Annotated in this window: 19 protein-coding genes; 9 read left to right on the top strand and 10 right to left on the bottom strand. The window is 72.4% G+C overall.

Annotated features, from left to right (window positions below; all coding sequences use genetic code 11):
• Positions 1-154 precede the first annotated feature (154 nt).
• Together ACFYPD_RS28615 and ACFYPD_RS28610 are read right to left on the bottom strand one after the other, a co-directional pair.
• Positions 155-727 carry a PH domain-containing protein gene (locus ACFYPD_RS28615; protein WP_387119965.1) on the bottom strand — a complete coding sequence of 191 codons (573 nt, stop codon included), beginning with the start codon at positions 725-727 and terminating at the stop codon, positions 155-157.
• Positions 728-853: 126 nt separating this feature from the next.
• Positions 854-1729, bottom strand: a complete 876-nt coding sequence (locus ACFYPD_RS28610) for a biotin--[acetyl-CoA-carboxylase] ligase (protein ID WP_387119962.1) — start codon at positions 1727-1729, stop codon at positions 854-856.
• Between the two features lie 96 nt (positions 1730-1825).
• Here ACFYPD_RS28610 and ACFYPD_RS28605 point away from each other — a divergent pair, with 96 nt between their 5' ends.
• Positions 1826-3409 (top strand): acyl-CoA carboxylase subunit beta, encoded by a 1584-nt coding sequence (locus ACFYPD_RS28605; RefSeq protein WP_387119960.1) that lies wholly within the window; start codon positions 1826-1828, stop codon positions 3407-3409.
• 48 nt (positions 3410-3457) lie between these two features.
• Here ACFYPD_RS28605 and ACFYPD_RS28600 read toward each other — a convergent pair whose 3' ends face one another.
• From ACFYPD_RS28600 to ACFYPD_RS28580, 5 genes are all read right to left on the bottom strand, one after another.
• Complete coding sequence (locus ACFYPD_RS28600) at positions 3458-4336, bottom strand: hypothetical protein (protein WP_387119957.1); 879 nt, start codon at positions 4334-4336, stop codon at positions 3458-3460.
• On the bottom strand, positions 4329-4832 hold the full coding sequence (locus ACFYPD_RS28595) for a SigE family RNA polymerase sigma factor (protein WP_387119954.1): 504 nt from the start codon (positions 4830-4832) through the stop codon (positions 4329-4331). The genes ACFYPD_RS28600 and ACFYPD_RS28595 overlap by 8 nt, the downstream gene beginning before the upstream one ends.
• Positions 4833-4890: 58 nt before the next feature.
• Positions 4891-5874: a ketopantoate reductase family protein gene (locus tag ACFYPD_RS28590; RefSeq protein WP_387119951.1), complete on the bottom strand. Its 984-nt coding sequence runs from the start codon at positions 5872-5874 to the stop codon at positions 4891-4893.
• Between the two features lie 110 nt (positions 5875-5984).
• Positions 5985-6452 (bottom strand): class I SAM-dependent methyltransferase, encoded by a 468-nt coding sequence (locus ACFYPD_RS28585; RefSeq protein ID WP_387119947.1) that lies wholly within the window; start codon positions 6450-6452, stop codon positions 5985-5987.
• Positions 6453-6495: 43 nt separating this feature from the next.
• Positions 6496-7239 (bottom strand): M50 family metallopeptidase, encoded by a 744-nt coding sequence (locus ACFYPD_RS28580; protein ID WP_387119944.1) that lies wholly within the window; start codon positions 7237-7239, stop codon positions 6496-6498.
• Positions 7240-7339: 100 nt separating this feature from the next.
• Here ACFYPD_RS28580 and ACFYPD_RS28575 point away from each other — a divergent pair, with 100 nt between their 5' ends.
• Both ACFYPD_RS28575 and ACFYPD_RS28570 read left to right on the top strand, forming a co-directional pair.
• Positions 7340-7900, top strand: coding sequence for a Uma2 family endonuclease (locus ACFYPD_RS28575; RefSeq protein ID WP_387119941.1), 561 nt, complete (start codon positions 7340-7342; stop codon positions 7898-7900).
• Between the two features lie 126 nt (positions 7901-8026).
• Positions 8027-8779: a GH25 family lysozyme gene (locus ACFYPD_RS28570; RefSeq protein ID WP_387119938.1), complete on the top strand. Its 753-nt coding sequence runs from the start codon at positions 8027-8029 to the stop codon at positions 8777-8779.
• A gap of 97 nt (positions 8780-8876) precedes the next feature.
• Here ACFYPD_RS28570 and ACFYPD_RS28565 read toward each other — a convergent pair whose 3' ends face one another.
• The gene (locus ACFYPD_RS28565; protein ID WP_387119935.1) at positions 8877-9107 is read right to left on the bottom strand and encodes a hypothetical protein; all 231 of its coding nucleotides are present in this window, start codon (positions 9105-9107) and stop codon (positions 8877-8879) included.
• An 89-nt stretch (positions 9108-9196) separates the two neighbouring features.
• Positions 9197-11173, bottom strand: a complete 1977-nt coding sequence (locus tag ACFYPD_RS28560; protein ID WP_387119933.1) for a serine/threonine-protein kinase — start codon at positions 11171-11173, stop codon at positions 9197-9199.
• Positions 11174-11264: 91 nt separating this feature from the next.
• Between ACFYPD_RS28560 and ACFYPD_RS28555 the strand changes: the two genes are divergently transcribed.
• From ACFYPD_RS28555 to ACFYPD_RS28530, 6 genes are all read left to right on the top strand, one after another.
• Positions 11265-11477 (top strand): acyl-CoA carboxylase subunit epsilon, encoded by a 213-nt coding sequence (locus ACFYPD_RS28555; protein ID WP_387119930.1) that lies wholly within the window; start codon positions 11265-11267, stop codon positions 11475-11477.
• 100 nt (positions 11478-11577) lie between these two features.
• Positions 11578-12030: a hypothetical protein gene (locus tag ACFYPD_RS28550; protein WP_387119929.1), complete on the top strand. Its 453-nt coding sequence runs from the start codon at positions 11578-11580 to the stop codon at positions 12028-12030.
• Positions 12027-13394, top strand: coding sequence for a hypothetical protein (locus ACFYPD_RS28545; protein WP_387119926.1), 1368 nt, complete (start codon positions 12027-12029; stop codon positions 13392-13394). Before ACFYPD_RS28550 ends, ACFYPD_RS28545 begins: the two co-directional genes overlap by 4 nt.
• A 2-nt stretch (positions 13395-13396) precedes the next feature.
• Positions 13397-14509, top strand: a complete 1113-nt coding sequence (locus ACFYPD_RS28540; protein WP_387120012.1) for a S8 family serine peptidase — start codon at positions 13397-13399, stop codon at positions 14507-14509.
• A gap of 10 nt (positions 14510-14519) precedes the next feature.
• Positions 14520-15176 (top strand): Maf family protein, encoded by a 657-nt coding sequence (locus ACFYPD_RS28535; protein WP_387119923.1) that lies wholly within the window; start codon positions 14520-14522, stop codon positions 15174-15176.
• 9 nt (positions 15177-15185) lie between these two features.
• Positions 15186-15839, top strand: coding sequence for an O-methyltransferase (locus ACFYPD_RS28530; protein WP_357940917.1), 654 nt, complete (start codon positions 15186-15188; stop codon positions 15837-15839).
• A 74-nt stretch (positions 15840-15913) separates the two neighbouring features.
• Here ACFYPD_RS28530 and ACFYPD_RS28525 read toward each other — a convergent pair whose 3' ends face one another.
• Positions 15914-17257, bottom strand: coding sequence for an MFS transporter (locus tag ACFYPD_RS28525; protein WP_387119920.1), 1344 nt, complete (start codon positions 17255-17257; stop codon positions 15914-15916).
• Positions 17258-17318 lie beyond the last annotated feature (61 nt).

Genomic DNA, 17318 nt, shown 5'->3' with positions numbered 1-17318 from the left:
CCACCCCCCCCCCCCCCCCCCGCCACCCCCCCCCCCGCCCCCCCCCCCCCCCCCACCCCCCCCACCCCCCCCCCCCCCCCCCCCCCCCCCCCCCCCCCCCCCCCCCGCGGGGGGGGCGCCCCCCCGGGGGGGGGGCCCCCCCCCACGCCAGGGGTCAGGCGGAGGGGTCGCGCAGCGGCTTGCCCTCGGTCATGTCGGCCAGGATCTCGCGCATCTCGCCGTCGCCCAGGCTGTGCCGGTCGTGGTGGGCCTCGACCAGCTCGTAGAGCTTGGTCTGGACCTTGTCGACGTGCGGCACGTCGCTGAGCACCGACTGGCCGCGCTCACCGGCGGACTCGATGGTCAGCGTGCCGCAGCCGAGCATCCGCTCCAGGAACTTCTGGTGCATGGCGTGGTCGTTGATCCGGGTCAGCGGCAGGTCCCGCCGGTTGCGGGAGAACACCCCCTCCTGGAGCAGTACCCGCTCGTTGGTGAAGAGGTAGTGGGTGGTGCGCCAGACCAGGAACGGCCACAGCCCCAGCCAGAACACCAGCACCAGGCCGAGCACGGCGATCACGTAGAGCGCGATGGTGCCGCCGTCGCCCTCGGGCAGCAGGACCCAGCCCGCGACCACCGCCGCGACGGCGAGCACCAGCACCAGGATCGGCCGGATCAGGGCCTTCCAGTGCGGGTGGAGATGCAGCACGACGTGCTCGTCCTCGGTGAGCACGTCTTCGGGGAACGCCACGGGAACCTCCTCGCAGAACAGGACGCGCTGACCGTAACCGGTCGGCGCACGTCCCCGGATCAGCCGGGCGGCGGGTGTTGGGAGGGCCCCCTCCCATACCGGAGGCGTTAACCGGGGCCCCTCCTTTCACCGCAGGTGAAGCACGTCGCCGGCCGCGAGGCGCAGCTCGCCCTCCGGGCCGGCGACCAGCAGCTGCCCGTCCGGGTCCACGCCGGTGGCAGTGCCGCGTACCTCCCGGCCGTCCGGAAGCAGCACCCGGACCTCCCGGCCGACCGTGGCGCAGCCCGCCAGGTAGGCGTCCCGCAGGCCGCTGGCGACCGCGTCGCCCCCGGCGTCCCGCCAGCGCTCGTACCAGTCGGCGAGCGAGCGGAGCAGGGCGCGCAGCAGCGGGTCCCGGTCGGTGGCCGCGGCCCCGGCGAGCTGGAGCGAGGTGGCCGGCAGCCCGGTGGGGTTCTCCGGCAGCTCGTCGGCACGCAGGGTCACATTGAGGCCGATGCCCACCACGATCGCGGGCGGCTGGTCCGACGCCGCACCGGGCACCGCCTCGGCGAGCACGCCGGCGCACTTGGCACCGTCCAGCAGCAAGTCGTTCGGCCACTTGAGCCGGGCGTCCAGCTCGGCCAGCAGGGCCACCGCCTCGACCAGCGCGACGCCGGCCAGCAGCGGCAGCCAGCCGTACCCCTGCGGTGGCACGGGCGACCAGCCGCGCTCCGCGTCGGCCTCACCCGGCCGGAGCAGGACGCTGGTGGCGAGGCCGGCCCGCGGCGGCGACTGCCAGACGCGGCCGCGCCGGCCCCGGCCGGCCGTCTGCCGCTCGGCGACCACCACCAGGCCCTCCGGCTCACCGGCCCGGGCGGCCCCAACCACGTCGGCGTTGGTCGAGCCGGTCTCGGCGCGCAACTCCAGCCGGCGCCAGGGCCCGTTCGGCGCGACCAGCGCGCGCCGCAGCCGGGCCGCGGACAGTGGCGGGCGGTCCAGATCGGTGTACGGCGAGCCGGGCATCCCGCCAGCCTACGGCCCGCACGCCGGCCGGTCGCCGGGAAGCGGTGAGGCGCACTGCACAGCGTCACCCACCTGAACCATCGTTATATTCCCTGGGTGACTACCGAGACCGGGATCAACATCCACACGACCGCCGGCAAGCTGGTGGACCTGGAGCGACGGCTCGACGAGGCGGTGCACGCCGGGTCGGCGCGCGCGGTCGAGAAGCAGCACGCGCGGGGCAAGAAGACCGCTCGGGAGCGGATCGAGATGCTCCTCGACGAGGGTTCCTTCGTCGAGATGGACGAATTCGCGCGGCACCGCTCGACCAACTTCGGGCTGGAGAAGACCCGCCCGTACGGGGACGGCGTGGTGACCGGCTACGGCACGGTGGACGGCCGGCAGGTCTGCGTCTTCGCGCAGGACTTCACCGTCTTCGGCGGTTCCCTCGGCGAGGTCTTCGGCGAGAAGATCGTCAAGCTGATGGACCTGGCCATGAAGATCGGCTGCCCGGTCGTCGGCATCAACGACTCGGGCGGCGCACGCATCCAGGAGGGTGTCGCCTCGCTCGGCCTCTACGGCGAGATCTTCTTCCGCAACGTGCGGGCCAGCGGCGTCATCCCGCAGATCTCGCTGATCATGGGCCCGTGCGCGGGTGGCGCCGTCTACTCCCCGGCGGTCACCGACTTCACCGTGATGGTCGACCAGACCTCGCACATGTTCATCACCGGCCCCGACGTCATCAAGACGGTCACCGGCGAGGACGTGGGCATGGAGGAGCTGGGCGGCGCCCGCACCCACAACGCCCGCAGCGGCAACGCGCACTACCTCGGCACGGACGAGGAGGACGCGATCGAGTACGTCAAGGCGCTGCTGTCGTACCTGCCGTCGAACAACCTGGACGAGCCGGTGGTCTTCTCCGCTGATGTGGATCTCGACATCACGGACGAAGACCGGGAGCTGGACACGCTGATCCCGGACTCGGCCAACCAGCCGTACGACATGCACCGGGTCATCGAGCACGTCCTCGACGACGGCGCGTTCCTGGAGGTCCAGCCCCTCTACGCGCAGAACCTCGTGGTCGGCTTCGGCCGGGTCGAGGGGCGCCCGGTGGGCGTGGTCGCCAACCAGCCCATGCACTTCGCCGGCACCCTGGACATCGCCGCCTCCGAGAAGGCGGCCCGGTTCGTGCGCACCTGCGACGCCTTCAACATCCCGGTGCTGACCTTCGTGGACGTCCCCGGCTTCCTCCCCGGCACCGGGCAGGAGTGGGACGGCATCATCCGCCGCGGCGCGAAACTCATCTACGCGTACGCCGAGGCCACCGTCCCGAAGGTCACCGTCATCACCCGGAAGGCGTACGGCGGGGCGTACGACGTGATGGGCTCCAAGCACCTCGGCGCGGACCTGAACTTCGCCTGGCCGACCGCACAGATCGCGGTGATGGGGGCGCAGGGCGCCGTGAACATCCTCTACCGCTCGGAGCTGGCCAACGCCGAGGACCCGGCCGCCGTCCGCGCCGAGAAGATCGCCGAGTACGAGGACACCCTGGCCAACCCGTACATCGCCGCCGAGCGTGGGTACGTCGACGGGGTGATTCCGCCGCACGAGACGCGGACGCAGGTCGTGCGGGCGCTGCGGGTGCTGCGCACCAAGCGCGAGACCCTGCCGCCGAAGAAGCACGGCAACATCCCGCTGTAGCGGTCCCGCCGAGGCCCCCGCCGGATGTCCGGTGGGGGCCTCGGCGCGTCAGCAGCCGGGATTGGCGGCGACACACATCCGGTGGGCCGCAGTGCGCGCCACGTCGAGCAGTTGCGCCTGGTTCACCGTGCTACCCGGCACGTCAGGCTGCAGGGGCTCCTCCGGCACCAGCACGGTGACCAGGTCGCCGACCCGGACGACCAGCCGCTCCTCGGGGCGGGGTGGGATACCGACCGGTTCGCCGGTCGCCGGGTCCACCTGCACGGACATGCTGTGCCGGAGCAGGATCGCCTGGTCACCAGCGAAGCCACTCGCGGCCACCGCCCAGTGGTGCACCACCGTGGCGGTGACCGTCCCCGCGTCTCCCTGGACCGAGCTCACCTGCTGCCACCCTGCGCAGGCCGCCGCGAGCCGGTCGAGGTCGGCGAAGATTTGACCCGCCGCCGCGGCCTCCACCCGGTAGACGTCCTGGCTGACGACCGGCCTGCGGTACGGGGCGAAGCCGTCCACCTCGACCGTGCCCATCAGCGTCTGCGAACGGGAGTAGAGCGAAGCGGTGTCATCCGCCGGCAGCCCACGCTCCTGCCCGCAGGCACGGAGGATGTCGTCCACCCGTACCCGCTCACCGAGGCCCGTGTCGCCGAGCCGCTCATCACTCTTCGCCGGCACATCGGCCGGGGTCAGCATCGCCTCCACTGGGATCTCCGCGCGTCCGCCGGCGGTGGCGGCGGGCGGTGGCCCGGGGGTCCCGGCCCGCCCCACGACGACGGCGGAGACCGAGGCGACCACCAGCACCGCCGCCGCGGCCGCGGCCGCCGTACGCAGGCTGCGGCGCCGGGCCGCGGCCCGGATCTCGGCCGGCTCCGGCCAGCGGACCTCCCGCAGGTCCCGGTGCAACAGTTCGACGAAAGTCACATCGTCACGCATCTGCGGCCTCCTCCTCCAGATCCACGACGGCAAGCAGCCCGGCGAGCGCGGCCCGCCCCCGGGAAAGCCGGGCCTTGACGGTGCCCACCGGCACCTCGGTCTCCCGGGCCACCTCGGCCACCGGCATCCCGAGCAGGTAGTACAGCGCGATGGCGGTGCGCTGGGCCTCCGGCAGCCGGCGCAGCGCGGCCACCACCTCCAGCGTCTCGGTGCTCGGCGCGGGGACGCTCTCCGGTGCCCCGTGCCGCAGGTGGGCCTGGGCCCGGCTGCGCAGGCTGCGCCAGCGGCTCACCGCGATCCGGCTGGCCACCACCCGCACCCACGCCTCCGGGTCGTCGTACCCGTGCACCGTCGACCAGCGCTGCCAGGCCCGGATGTACGCCTCCTGCACGGCGTCCTGCGCCTCGGCCAGGTTGCCGGTGAGCACGTAGACGAAGCCCAGCAGTCGTTGTCGGCTGCCCCGGTAGAACTCGTCGAATCCGTCGCTGTCGGGCACCTGCCACCTCCCCGTGTTCGCAGGGGACACGCGTGGCGCGCAGCGTCCGGTTGCCCGGTCAGCCGACCATTTTCTCCAGTTCGGCGAGGGGGAAGCCGCCGGCCGGGATGCGCTCACGGACCGCCCGACGGACGGCGGCCTGGACCGCCTCGTTGGCCGGGGTGGGCACCCCGTGCAGCCGGCCGAGCAGCACGACCTCGCCGTTCAGGTGGTCCGCCTCGGCGGAGCCGGCGCCCCGGGCCAGGCTCTGCCAGGTGGAGCCCCCGGCTCGCTCCTCGCCGTCGACCGGCCGGTGCCGTACCAGCTCGCCCCGCTCGGCGGCCTCCTCCTCGCGGGTCGTGTGCGGGATGCCGGCGGCGGCCAGCGCCTCCTCCCCCTCGGCGCGGACCCGGGCGGCCAGCGGCTCGGGCACGTCCGGGCCGAGCAGCGCCTGGAGGCCGTTGCCGAGATTGCCGAGGAGCTTGCCGTACTTCCAGCGCATCACGTCGTCGCGGACGGGGGAGACGAACCCGGCGGCGGTCAGGTCGGCGGCGACCGCGCGACTGGTGTCGTCGGCGCCGGACGGGTAGCGGCCGAGGTGCAGCATCCCCGGGTGCGGGTACCCGTTCGCCACCACCACGCCGGGTTCCAAGTGGGTGGCGGGCAGCCAGACGCAGACCGGGTGCACCCGGGCGAACAGCCGCAGCGCGGCCGGCTCGTTGGCGACGCCGTTCTGGGCCAGCACGATCGGCAGCCGCTCACCCGCCGTGCCGCCGCCCTCGACCGGGGTGTCCACCCAGGTCGCCAGGGCCGCCGCGGTGTCCTGGGACTTGACCGTGAGCACCAGAACGGTGTCCGCCGGCAGCGGGCGGCCGTCCGGCCCGGCCACCGCGGGCAGCTGGCTGGTCACCGTGCCGTCGGGCGTCCGCAGGGTCAGGCCCCGCTCCCGGAGCGCGTCCAGGTGCGCGCCGCGGGCCACCAGCGTCACGTCGCGGCCGGCCTCTGCCAGCCGTACGCCGATGGTGCCGCCGACCGCGCCCGCCCCGATGATCACGTATCGCATCCGTCCGATTCTGCCCCGCCCCGGCCCCGCCCGCCGGGTGATCCACTCCACATCGGGCAGGTTGCGTGTCCGTGGGCCTCCTCGGCGAGTGGCGGTCGGCCGTCACCCGGTCAGGCCACGGTGCCGAGGTGGCAGAGCCACCGCTGGCCCAGGTCGGTGACGTCCCGCAGCAGCGGAGCGCCCGGTCGGAGCACCCGCCGGACGCCGGCCAGCGCCGCCGGCGCGGCAGCCTTCGGCAGGTGCAGCAGGGCCGCCGAGCACCATGCACCGCCGAAGGCACCGGCGCGGAACGGCAGCCGCAGCAGGTCGGCCTGGACCAGAGGCACGGCCACCCGCCGCCGGGCCTCGCGCAGCATCCCGGCCGAGAGGTCGAGCCCGACCGGCGTCGCGCCACGGTCGGCCCAGAAGGTGAGATCCCGCCCCGGGCCGCAGCCCAGGTCGAGCAACGGCCCGTCGAGCCGGCGGTGGAACTCCTCCGCCAGCTCACGGTAGGTGCCCGGCACCTCGGGGTTCCGGGCAGCGAAGTCGGCGGCGATCCCGTCGTACGCGGCCCGGTTCCGGGCGGTCACCTCGTCCATGCGGGCGCAGCCTAGCGGCGCTCCGGGCGGGCGGAGGTGCCGCTCAGATCGTCAGGCCGGCGTCGGTGAGGATCGGGCCGGCGAGCAGCAGCGCGCCGGCGCCCAGCGCGGCCAGGCTGACCAGCAGGAACACGGTCACCCAGAACAGCGGCGGGAAGGGGGTGAGCCGGGCGAGCTGGTCCGCGTCGGACTCGGGCATCCGCCCCCGGCTCCGCAGCCGTTGCAGCTCGATCACCGGGCGGACGCCGCCGAAGAGCAGGAACCAGACCGACGTCCAGGCGAACGCGGCCTGCACCTGCGGCGAGGCGTACCAGGAGACGGCGAGCACCACGCCGCCGGTGACCAGCAGCGACAGCACGCCGAAGACGTTGCGGATCATCACCAGCATGGCCAGCAGCAGCAGCACCGCGACCCAGAGCAGCAGGGTGATCCGGTTGCCGGCGAGCAGCCACGCCCCCGCCAGACCGATCAGGGACGGGGCCACGTATCCGGCGAGCAGGGTGAGGATCATTCCCGGGCCGGAGGGGCGGCCGGCGGAGAGGGTGAGTCCGGAGGTGTCCGAGTGCAGCCGGATGCCGCGCAGTTTCCGGCCGGTCAGCAGGGCCACGAGCGCATGGCCGCCCTCGTGGGCGATGGTCACCGCGTTGCGGGCGATCCGCCAGGGCAGCCGGGTGGCGACCACCACCACCGCCACGACGGCGGTGAGCAGCACCAGCAGCGGCGGCGGGTCCGGTTGGGCGCCGAGCAGCTTGTCCCAGAGGGTGGTGAGGCCGTCGATCAGGGGCATGAGCGGGGAGCCTACCGGCCTGAGCTGTGTCGTTGGCTGAGCGCAGCCTCGTAAGCTGTGAGACTGATCGGGTGGCGATCGGATCGGGAGGTGAATGCCGGTGAGTGCCGCTCCGCTGGAGCCCTTCGGGCAGCACGTCGGCCTCTGGACCGAGGCCGACTATCTCGCCCTGGGCGAGACACCAGACCGGATCGAACTGCTCGACGGGAGCCTGATCGTGAGCCCTGCCCCGAGCCGACGGCACCAGCGGGTGGCGCGACGACTGGCGAACAGTATCGAGGTGGCCGCGGAGCCGGAGGGGCTCTCGGTCTACGACGCGATCAACGTCCGGCTCGGGGTCGACCGGATCGTCATCCCGGACCTCGTCGTCACGGACGCCGACGACGAGGGCACGTTCCTCGACGCGGACCGGGTGTTTCTCGTCGGAGAGATCGTGTCACCGGGCAACGCCGCCGCCGACCGCCTGCTCAAGATGCAGCTCTACGCGATCGCCCGCATCCCCTGGTACCTGCTGGTGGAGCAGGACGGCGACAGCCACTCGCTACGGCTGCACCGGCTGGACGGGGAGCACTACGTCGAGGACCGGGTCGCCAAGGCTGGCGAGACACTGACCGTCACCGATCCCTTCCGCTGGGCGATCGACCCGAGCGCGCTCCGCTGAACCGTCCCGCGAGGGCCATTGAGGCGACGACGATCGTCAATGAAAAATTCTTTAAGCCCTCTTGCGATCTAGGGCACTTACCTCCAAAGATTGACGTCAATCAGTTGACGCCCCTGGGAGGCATCGATGGCTCGTACCAGACTCTCCGTGCGCCGGTTGCTCGCCGCCGGCCTGACCGTCGCCGCCACCGCGGCAGCGGCCCTCGTCGCGACCGCCGGACCGGCCGCCGCGGCCACCACCCCCGGCATCGACGTCTCCCGCTACCAGGGCAGCATCAACTGGACCAGCGTGCGGAACGCCGGCATCCAGTTCGCCTTCATCAAGGCCACCGAGGGCACGAGCTACAAGGACCCGAACTTCAACGCGAACTACGTCAACGCGTACAACGCCGGGGTCATCCGCGGGGCGTACCACTTCGCCCGGCCGAACATCTCCGCCGGCTCGACCCAGGCCAACTACCTGGCCTCCAACGGCGGCGCCTGGTCCGCCGACAGCCGTACCCTGCCCGCCGCACTTGACCTGGAGGGCAACCCGTACGCGGGCGGCTACTGCTACGGCCTGACCACCACCGGCATGCGCAACTGGGTCCAGGACTTCCTCAACACCTACCGGTCCCGCACCGGCCGGTACGCCGTCATCTACACCACCACCAGCTGGTGGAACCAGTGCACCGGCAGCTGGACCGCCCCGTGGGCCAACCACCCGCTCTGGGTCGCCCGGTGGTCCAGCACGGTAGGCACCCTGCCGGCCGGCGCCCCGTTCTGGAGCTTCTGGCAGTACACCAGCACCGGCGCCGTCTCCGGGATCAGCGGCAACGTCGACCGCAACTACTGGAACGGTGACCGGACCCGGCTGATCGCCCTGGCCAACAACACCTGACCATCCCCCACGGTCGCCAGTCGGCGGCAGCGGGATCGGCTACGACCGAGGTCGATAGCTGGTCCGGCTGCCGCCACTGCCGTCTTGACCGTCCAGGTCACGCCCTGCGTCGCGAGCCGACCGGCACGGGAACCGCGCCCCGCCCGGCCAGGGTGGTCCGGCGGGCCAGCCGCCACGTCGCCACCCCCGCGACGGTGAGGGCGACGACACCGAGCACCGCGACCGGCGCGGAGAGGCCGGCGCTCACCAGCAGCAGGACCACGTCCCCGAGCGCGACGAGCATCCACAGTGCCAGCCGGGGGCCGGTGTCCTTGTGTCGGTAACCCATGTCGTACCTCCTTCCGTCGTCGCGGGTCTCATTACCCCGGAGGACGGAAGGCCATGCGAGTCAGTTTCGCAACGGCGGGATTCGCCGGGTCAGTTCGACCGATCGGGCTGGAAGCCCTTGGTGATGATCTCCCAATTGGCCAGGTTGGCGTCCCAGGCGTCCGCCGGGACCTCCCAGCGCAGGGCGTAGCCCCGGTTGCTGGCGGTGGCCACGCCCCGGTTGCGCACGTGGAAGCGGACGCCGCTGTCCCGCGTCTCCAGCCAGTCCCAGTCGGCGCAGGTCCGGTACCAGTCACACGGCTTGATGCTGACGTACTGGTACGCGGTGACCCGGCTCCGCCGGTCCGGCTCCTTGCTCTTCCAGTCGGCGTACGCGTCCTTCTCCGGCGAGTTGGTCCACTGGATCAGCAGCACCCGGTTCGTGCCACCCACCTCGTAAAGCACCACCGAGTTGTCGGCGGAGCGGACCCGCGCCTTCCACCCGTTCGGGATCGGCACCTTGAAGCCGATGGGGCCCTCGTAGAGAGTCCACCCGGCCGGCAGCACGAAGGCCGTGGGCGACGGCGTCGCCGAGGGGGTCGCGCTGGGCGCCGCGCTGCTCGGCGCGGCCGAGGTCGGCCCGGCGCTGGTTCCCGGCGCGAGCGGGGCCGCGGCCGACGTCGTGGCGGCGGCCTGCTGCCCGCCGTTCCTGTCGTTGTCACCGGAGTTGAGCAGCGGCACGGCCACCGCGAGGCCGACCAGCAGCACCGCGACCAGGGCGCCGATCAGCAGGTTGCGCCGGTTGCGCTCCGGCTGCGTACCCGGGATCACCGCCGCCCGGCCGGCCGACGGCGCCGGGCTGACCGGCTCGGCCAGCACCGACGTGGGGTTCCTCGGCGGGGCCGGCGGCTCCACCACCGGCTCGCCGTCCAGCCGCGTCTCGTCCAGGGCCGGGTCGGGACCGTCCACCCGGGTGTCGTCGACCACCGGCTCGGCGTCGAGCTTCGTGGTCGGCTCGGCGACCGGCGGGGCCACCTTCGCGGTGGGCGCGGCGTCCGCGCCGGCCGGCACCTTTGCTGTGGCGCCGGCGATCCCGGCGGCGGCGGCCGCGGCCGTACCCCCCTCGGGCTTGCGCGGCGCCGGGGCCACCGGCGGCTCGGCCTGGTCGTCGGCCGGACGCGGCGCCGGCACCAGCGGCGGGCGCGGCCCGCGCGGACCGTTCGGCCCCGGCCGGCGTACGCCGTCCAGCAGCGAGATGCCCTTGGCCCGCCGCCCCAAGGCCTTGCGCAGCATGCGCTCCGCGACCTCGGCGGTGATCCGCTCCTCCGGGTCCTTACGCAGCAGGCCCTGGAGCACCGGCTTCAGCGGCCCGGCGTTCTTCGGCGGCGGCAGCGGCTCGGTGGCGAGCGCGGCCAGGGTCGCGATCGCCGACGGCCGCGCGTACGGCGATTTGCCCTCGACGGCGGCGTAGAGCGTGGCGCCCAGCGACCAGAGGTCGGCCTCCGGCCCCGCCGTGCCGTCCTTCGCCCGCTCCGGCGCGATGTACGCGGGCGAGCCGAGCACCATGCCGGTGCGAGTGACGTTCGGATCGCCCGGGATGGTGGCCAGGCCGAAATCGGTGAGCACCACGCGCCCGTCGTCGCCGAGCAGCACGTTGCCCGGCTTCACGTCGCGGTGCATGATGCCGGCCTTGTGCGCGGCCTTCAGCGCGCCCAGCACCCCCAGACCGATCTCCACGGCCTTCGCCGCCGTGACCGGGCCGTCCTCGGCGATGGTGTCCTGCAACGACTTCGACGCCACGTACTCCATGACGATCCACGGATCGCCGTCGGTGCGCAGCACGTCGAAGATGCGGACCACGTTGACGTTGTTGAGCCGGGCGATGGCCCGGGCCTCCCGCAACGAGCGTTCCCGCATCTCGCGGCGCTCCTCCGGGGTGAGGCTGGGCGGCGGGACGAGTTCCTTGATCGCCACGTCGCGGTGCAGCACCTCGTCGCGCGCCTTCCACACCCGACCCATGCCGCCCTGGCCGAGCGGCGAGATGAGCCGATACCGGTCGGCGACGAGTTGAGGAAGCGGGTTAGACATCGCTGAAACCGTACCCGGCAGCCCCGACGCGTACACCGGCGGCACGCCACTGTGCGGTGAAGGTCAAGTTCTGGACGCGTACCCTGTCGGCATGTCTGCCGAAGAGCCGCTGTTCCGGATCGTCCGCGGCGTGCCCACCGCCGAGGAACTGGCCGCCCTGGTCGGCGCGATCGTGGTGCGGACCCGACCGGCCGCGGCCCCCGCGCCGGCCGCCGTGTCGCAGTGGGCGCGCAGCGCCCGTCCGGCCGGCGCGGCGCCGGCCGCCGGCCCCGGCGCGTGGCGCGCCTCCGGCCTCCCCCGCTGACCCTTCCCGGGTACGCACCCCCGCATCAGGACTGCCGGGATCCGCGCCGAGCGATTAACCTCACTCAGGGAAACCGTGCGGTGACGGGCAGGGAGGGTCGATGATCCCGGAGGACAACCAGCCGGCCGGCTGGCTGCGTGACTACGGCGGCATCGAGGCCGACATCCAACGGATGCGCGAGTTCGCCGACCGGCTCCAGGACGGGGTCACCCGCAACTACGCCCCCCACCTGTCGTACATCGCCGACGACATGAAGGCCCCGATCCCCAACCCGGCCGACGCGTTCATCGAGCTGGTCCAGTTCCTCCAGGCCCACCACGAGACCCAGAAGGCCACGGTCACCATGGTCTGGGACCTGGCCCCGGCCACCGGCCGGCTGGCCGGCGCCGCCGGCCACATCGCGGCCGCCTACGACGACTCCGACGCCTTCTCCTCGGCCCGGGTCACCGACGTCGAACGGGCGTTGGCCGCGCCGTCGGCGGCGACCGCCCGCCCGGTGCCGCCGCTGACCGACCCCACCGCACCCGAGCAGGGGCGGGTGGTCCTGCCGTGATCGAACGGGGCAGCGGGCGCACCTCCGGGCTCACCGACTGGCGCCTCATGGACGTGCACAGCATGTGGGCGTGCCTCCAGGACCAGGACACCACCGGCCAGTGGAAGCAGGTCGCCGGCTGGCGCAAGGTCTGCGACCTCGCCCTGGCCCACGTCAGCCGGTTGCGCGAATACCGGCGCGGGCTCGCCGAGGCGTGGCCGCCGGAGACCAACGCCGCCGCGCGCGCGTACCTCGCCGAACTCGACCAGCTCATCGACCAGGTCCAGCGCACCCACGATGCCGCGGCCGCGAACTACGACGCGCTCGCCGCCGCCACCCGCGCCATTGGCAGCACCCGGGCCGAACTCAAACCGCTCTTTGACGAGTACGCGGAGAAGGTGCGGCGAAAGCGGGCGTACGAGACGGTGCTCGCCGACCCGAAGGCGGTGGCGGGAAGCCGGCTGCCGGAGAAGCCGCCGGTGACGGACGCGGATCTCGAAGAGTTGAACGTGCGGGCGCGCGGGTTGATGACGGGATTGAGCGGCGAACTCCAACAAGCCCAAGTCATGCTCCGCCAACCTCCACCCAGGTCGGTTCCGAAGGTGGACGAGAACATCCAGACGTCAGGGATCGACGGCACCACACCGCTGATTCCACCGATCGTTCCTGTGCCGATGTCGGTCCAAAAGTCATCTTTTGCCGGTCGACCTAGTGTTACCGCAGCGCCGACACCGATGCCTCAAGCGACCGGCGTCGGCCCAATTTTGGGTGGGACGGGCGCTGGCTTGGCCCCAGCGCCGCCGCTGACCGTCACGCCTACCCCGTCAACACCTGCCAACACCCCGCCGGCAGTCGGTGTTACCGGACCGCCGCCTCCGGTAGCCGGAGGAGCAAAGTCACTGCCTACGCCAGGATTTCCTCGAGGCGGAGTCGCTCGTGGCGGCGGCGAGAGGTCTACGACACCCCCTCCTCCCTCGCGGTCGGTGCCATCTGGCGGCCTAATCGGCGGTCCTTATTCAGGACTAAACCAGCCGACCAGCGGAACTTCACCTCGTCGAGTCAATCCCGTCGGTGGCGTGATTGGTGGCGGCGCGGCCGGCACGGCTCCAGCCGGCGCTGCAGGCTCCCGACCAGGTACAGGTCGATACTCCCAACACGCCAACATTGGCGGGCTGCACCCGATCGGCGGCAGTCCTAGCGCAACCGGAACCAACTCCTTCGGCCCGTTGGGTCGACCCGCAAGGAAGTCGGGCGACGAAATTAAGGGGCTCGACTGGGATCCCAATGACCCCTGGAAGACTGATGAAGGTGTGCCGCCCGTCGTCCGCGCCCCAGAGGAAGAGGGGCCGATCGATCCGGGCCCTGCAATCGGATTTGACAGGTGAATCTGACGGGTTACCGCTTCGGTACTGCGGTGGCTGCACTTACGGCAACAGTTCTCTTTGCGCCTGGCCAGTCCGATGCCGCCTTGAGTAGAGATGCTCAATGGCACGTCGGGTATCTACGAGTGGGCGCAGCACACGCCGTTGCTGAGGGCGACGGCGTTGTAGTTGCGGTAGCAGACAGCGGAGTCGCCAGCCACCCCGACTTAAGCAACAATGTCCTGCCTGGAATCGACGTCATTCCAGGCGGCGCAGGCGACGGCCGCCGCGACGAAGACGGGCACGGGACCGGCATGGCCGGGCTGATTGCCGCTCACGGCCACGGCGTCAGGGAGGGGACTATCGGCATCGCTCCAAGGGCCAAGATACTGCCAATCTACGCGTCTCCGCCCCATCAGGATGGAAGTTCAGAGGCACTAGCCGAAGCCGTCGAGTACGCCGTGTCCCGGCACGTAGACGTCATAAGCATCTCGGCCGCCGGCGGGGCAGAAAGACGGCTCCAACGAGCTATCAAAGAAGCGATTCAGGCAGACATCATCGTTGTAGCCGGGGCAGGAAATACGACGAGGTCGTCGTTCGTTGGGTACCCTGCAAGTGAGCCTGGCGTTATTGCCGTCGGCGGTGTCGACCGAAACGGAAACCATGCGGCCATCTCTGTCACCGGGCCGGAAATCGACGTGGTGGCGCCGGCGGTGGACATCTACAGCACGGGAATCAACGGTGGTTATCGCGTCGGCACCGGCACCTCCGATGCCACTGCCATCGTGGCCGGTGCCGCCGCCTTGATCCGATCGAAATACCCCCACCTCCCCGCCCAGGAGGTCGCGCACCGCCTGACCGCCACCGCGATCGACAAGGGCCCACCCGGCCGCGACGACGAGTACGGCTACGGGGTCATCGACCTGGTCGCCGCCCTCACCGCCGACGTTCCTCCACTCGGCTTCGAAACGCCGTCAGTCACCGCGCCTCCCGCGACCGCGGCAGGGAACAAGAACGACGACGACTCCACCGCGCGCGGCCTGGCGACGTTGGGCGTGCTGCTGGCGGCGGGTGTCGGCTACCTGGTCTGGCGCCGGCGTCGACGTGGCGACGACCCGCCGCCGCGGATCAGCCGGTAGCGTCGGTGGGGTGTCGACCTCCGTGCCGCTCCGCCTCGTGCTCGCCTCGCAGAGTCCCGCCCGCCGCAAGCTGCTCCAGGCCGCCGGGATCGAACCCGACGTGCTGGTCAGCGGCGTTGACGAGTCGCAGGTGGTCAGCGACCGCGCCGAGGAGCTGTGCCTGGAGCTGGCCCGGCTGAAGGCGCAGGCGGTGCTGGGCCGGCTGCGTCCCAACCCCGACGAGCGGACGCTGGTGCTCGGCTGCGACTCGGTGCTGGCGTTCGACGGGAAGATCCTGGGCAAGCCGGCGGACGCGGCGGACGCCACCCGGCGCTGGCGGCGGATGCGCGGGCGCAGCGGGGTGCTGCACACCGGTCACTGCCTGCTCGACGCCGTGCAGGAGTCCGGCGCAGAGGGGGTCGCCTCGACCACCGTGCACTTCGCCGACATCAGCGACGCGGAGATCGCCGCGTACGTGGCGACGGGTGAGCCGTTGGCGGTGGCCGGGGCGTTCACCATCGACGGGCTGGGCGGGGCGTTCCTGACCGGCATCGACGGCGACCCGGGCACCGTGGTGGGGCTTTCCCTGCCGCTGCTGCGTGGTCTCCTCGCCCAGTTGGAGCTGAACATCACCGACCTGTGGACGAAGGTCGCGCCAGGGGGCCAACAGATCGAACATCTCGGCTAACGTCCGATCATGAGCACGAAGCCGTTGCCGCTGACCCCGGAACTGCACGCGTACCTCGTGGCGCACGGATCCGCCCCGGACGAGATCGTCCGGGAGCTGGCCGAGGAGACCCGCGCCGCCCTACCCGCCCAGGCGGACATGCAGGTCGCGCCGGAGCAGGCCGCGTTCCTGACCTTCCTGACCCGGCTGCTCGGTGTCCGGCAGGCGGTGGAGGTGGGCACGTTCACCGGGCTCTCCTCGCTGGCCATCGCCCGGGGCCTTGCCGAGGGCGGCCGCCTGACCTGCTTCGACATCTCCGAGGAGTACACCGGCGTGGCCCGGCGGTACTGGACCCGCGCGGGCGTCCAGGACCGGATCGAGCTGCGCATCGGCCCGGCCAGGGACACCCTCCGTGAGTTGCCGCAGGAGCGCTACCTGGACTTCGCGTTCATCGACGCCGACAAGGTCGGCTACCCGGTCTACTGGGACGAGTTGGTGCCCCGGATGCGGCCGGGCGCGGTGATCGCGGTGGACAACACGCTGCGCGGCGGGCGGGTGCTCGCCCCGCAGAATGCCGACGACCGCGCGATCGCCGCCTTCAACGACGAGATTCTCGCCGACGTCCGCGTCGAGGTCGTCATGCTTCCCATCGCCGACGGCGTGACCCTGGCCCGGGTGCTCTGAGCAAGCATGCCGAGGTGGCGGTGTCCAGCAGGCTCGGACACCGCCACCACTCCGAGCGGAGTTCGATCAGGCGATCACGCGGCGGCGGAGACCGGGGTGCGGTCGTCGGTGGGTGCGCGTAGGCGCAGGGCGCGGCCGAGGCGCACGGTGAGCAGCATGGCCGCGGCGATGAAGCCGGGCAGGAGCAGGAAGGCCAGGTGCGGGCCGACGCCGTCGGCCACCCAGCCGAGCGCGACCGGCGCGATCCCGAAGCCCACCCCCATCGAGTACGACGCCCAGCCGGCCGCCTTGTCCGCGGCCGGCCCGGCCACGGCGAGGGCGATGGAGATCGCCAGGGGGTAGTGCAGGGCGTTGCCCAGCCCGAGCACGACCAGGCCGGTGACGGCCAGCCAGCCCACCGGGGCGGACCAGAACAGCGCGAACCCGGCCAGCGAGATGGTCAGCGCGGCGAGCAGCAGCGGCACCGGCGGCCAGCGCAGCGCGAGCCGGCCGCCGGCCAGCCGGCCGGCGAACATGCCGCAGACGATCGCCGCGACCGCGGCCGATGCCCCGCCGGCGTTGAGGCCGGCGTGGGTACGGAGCACGTCGGCGGTCCAGAGCGACAGGCAGACCTCGATCGAGCCGGTGACCGACATGAGCACCCAGGCGATCCAGTACGCCCGCGGCAGCCGCCCCGACATCGCGCGGCCGGCAGGGTCGACGCCTGCCCTCGCCGCCGCCTCCATCGCTGCCGGACGAGGGAGATCTTGGACAGTTTCCGTGCGAGGCGAACGGAAAGTTTCCGAGATCGGGGGTGCGGAGGGAGCGGACGGGGAGGTGGGCGGGTTGGCGGCAGCCGCGGTAGCGGGGGCGGCTTTCGCCAGGCGTACCCGGAATGTCATGGCGGCGAGCGCGACCACGGTGATCAGCCCGACCTCGGCGGCCATCGCCGGCCGCCAGCCGAGGCCCGCGTCCACGGTCGTGCCGATGACCAGCGGCGCGAGGATGCCCATGCCGGCGCAGGCGGCGTTGGCCTCGGTGAGCGCGGCGGGTGCGGCGAGCCCGTGGTGGGCGGTGAGCACCACGCTGACCCCGCTGATCACCATCATGCCGAAGGTGGCGATCACCGCGACGGCGGCGATGGTGGCGGGCAGCGGGTGGAGCAGGCCGAGCGCGGTGACGCCGGCGGCCACGCCGGCGAGCCCGAACCAGATGGCGGGGCCGCGGCCGAGGCGGCGGGCGGCCGGCGCGAAGAGCGCGCCGCCGGCCAGCGCCCCGACCGCGATGCCGGTGCTGTGCAGGCCGGCGACGGCGGCGCTGGTGCCCTGTTCGTCGCGGAGCAGCGGTACGACGGGACCGAACCCGTAGAGGAAGAAGCCCCACAATCCCAGCTGGGCATAGCTCAGCCAGGTCGTCCGGTCACGGGTGAGGCGGGGCACCGGCCTTACGGTACGCGCGGCCGGCCGGCACCCCGCCCCGGTTGAGAGGCAGCTCTCGTCG

The sequence above is a fragment of the Micromonospora sp. NPDC005299 genome, from assembly GCF_042872345.1.
Taxonomy (GTDB): Bacteria; Actinomycetota; Actinomycetes; order Mycobacteriales; family Micromonosporaceae; genus Micromonospora.
Note: the sequence above shows the minus strand (reverse complement) of the source record. Positions and strands in the feature narration are given on the sequence as shown.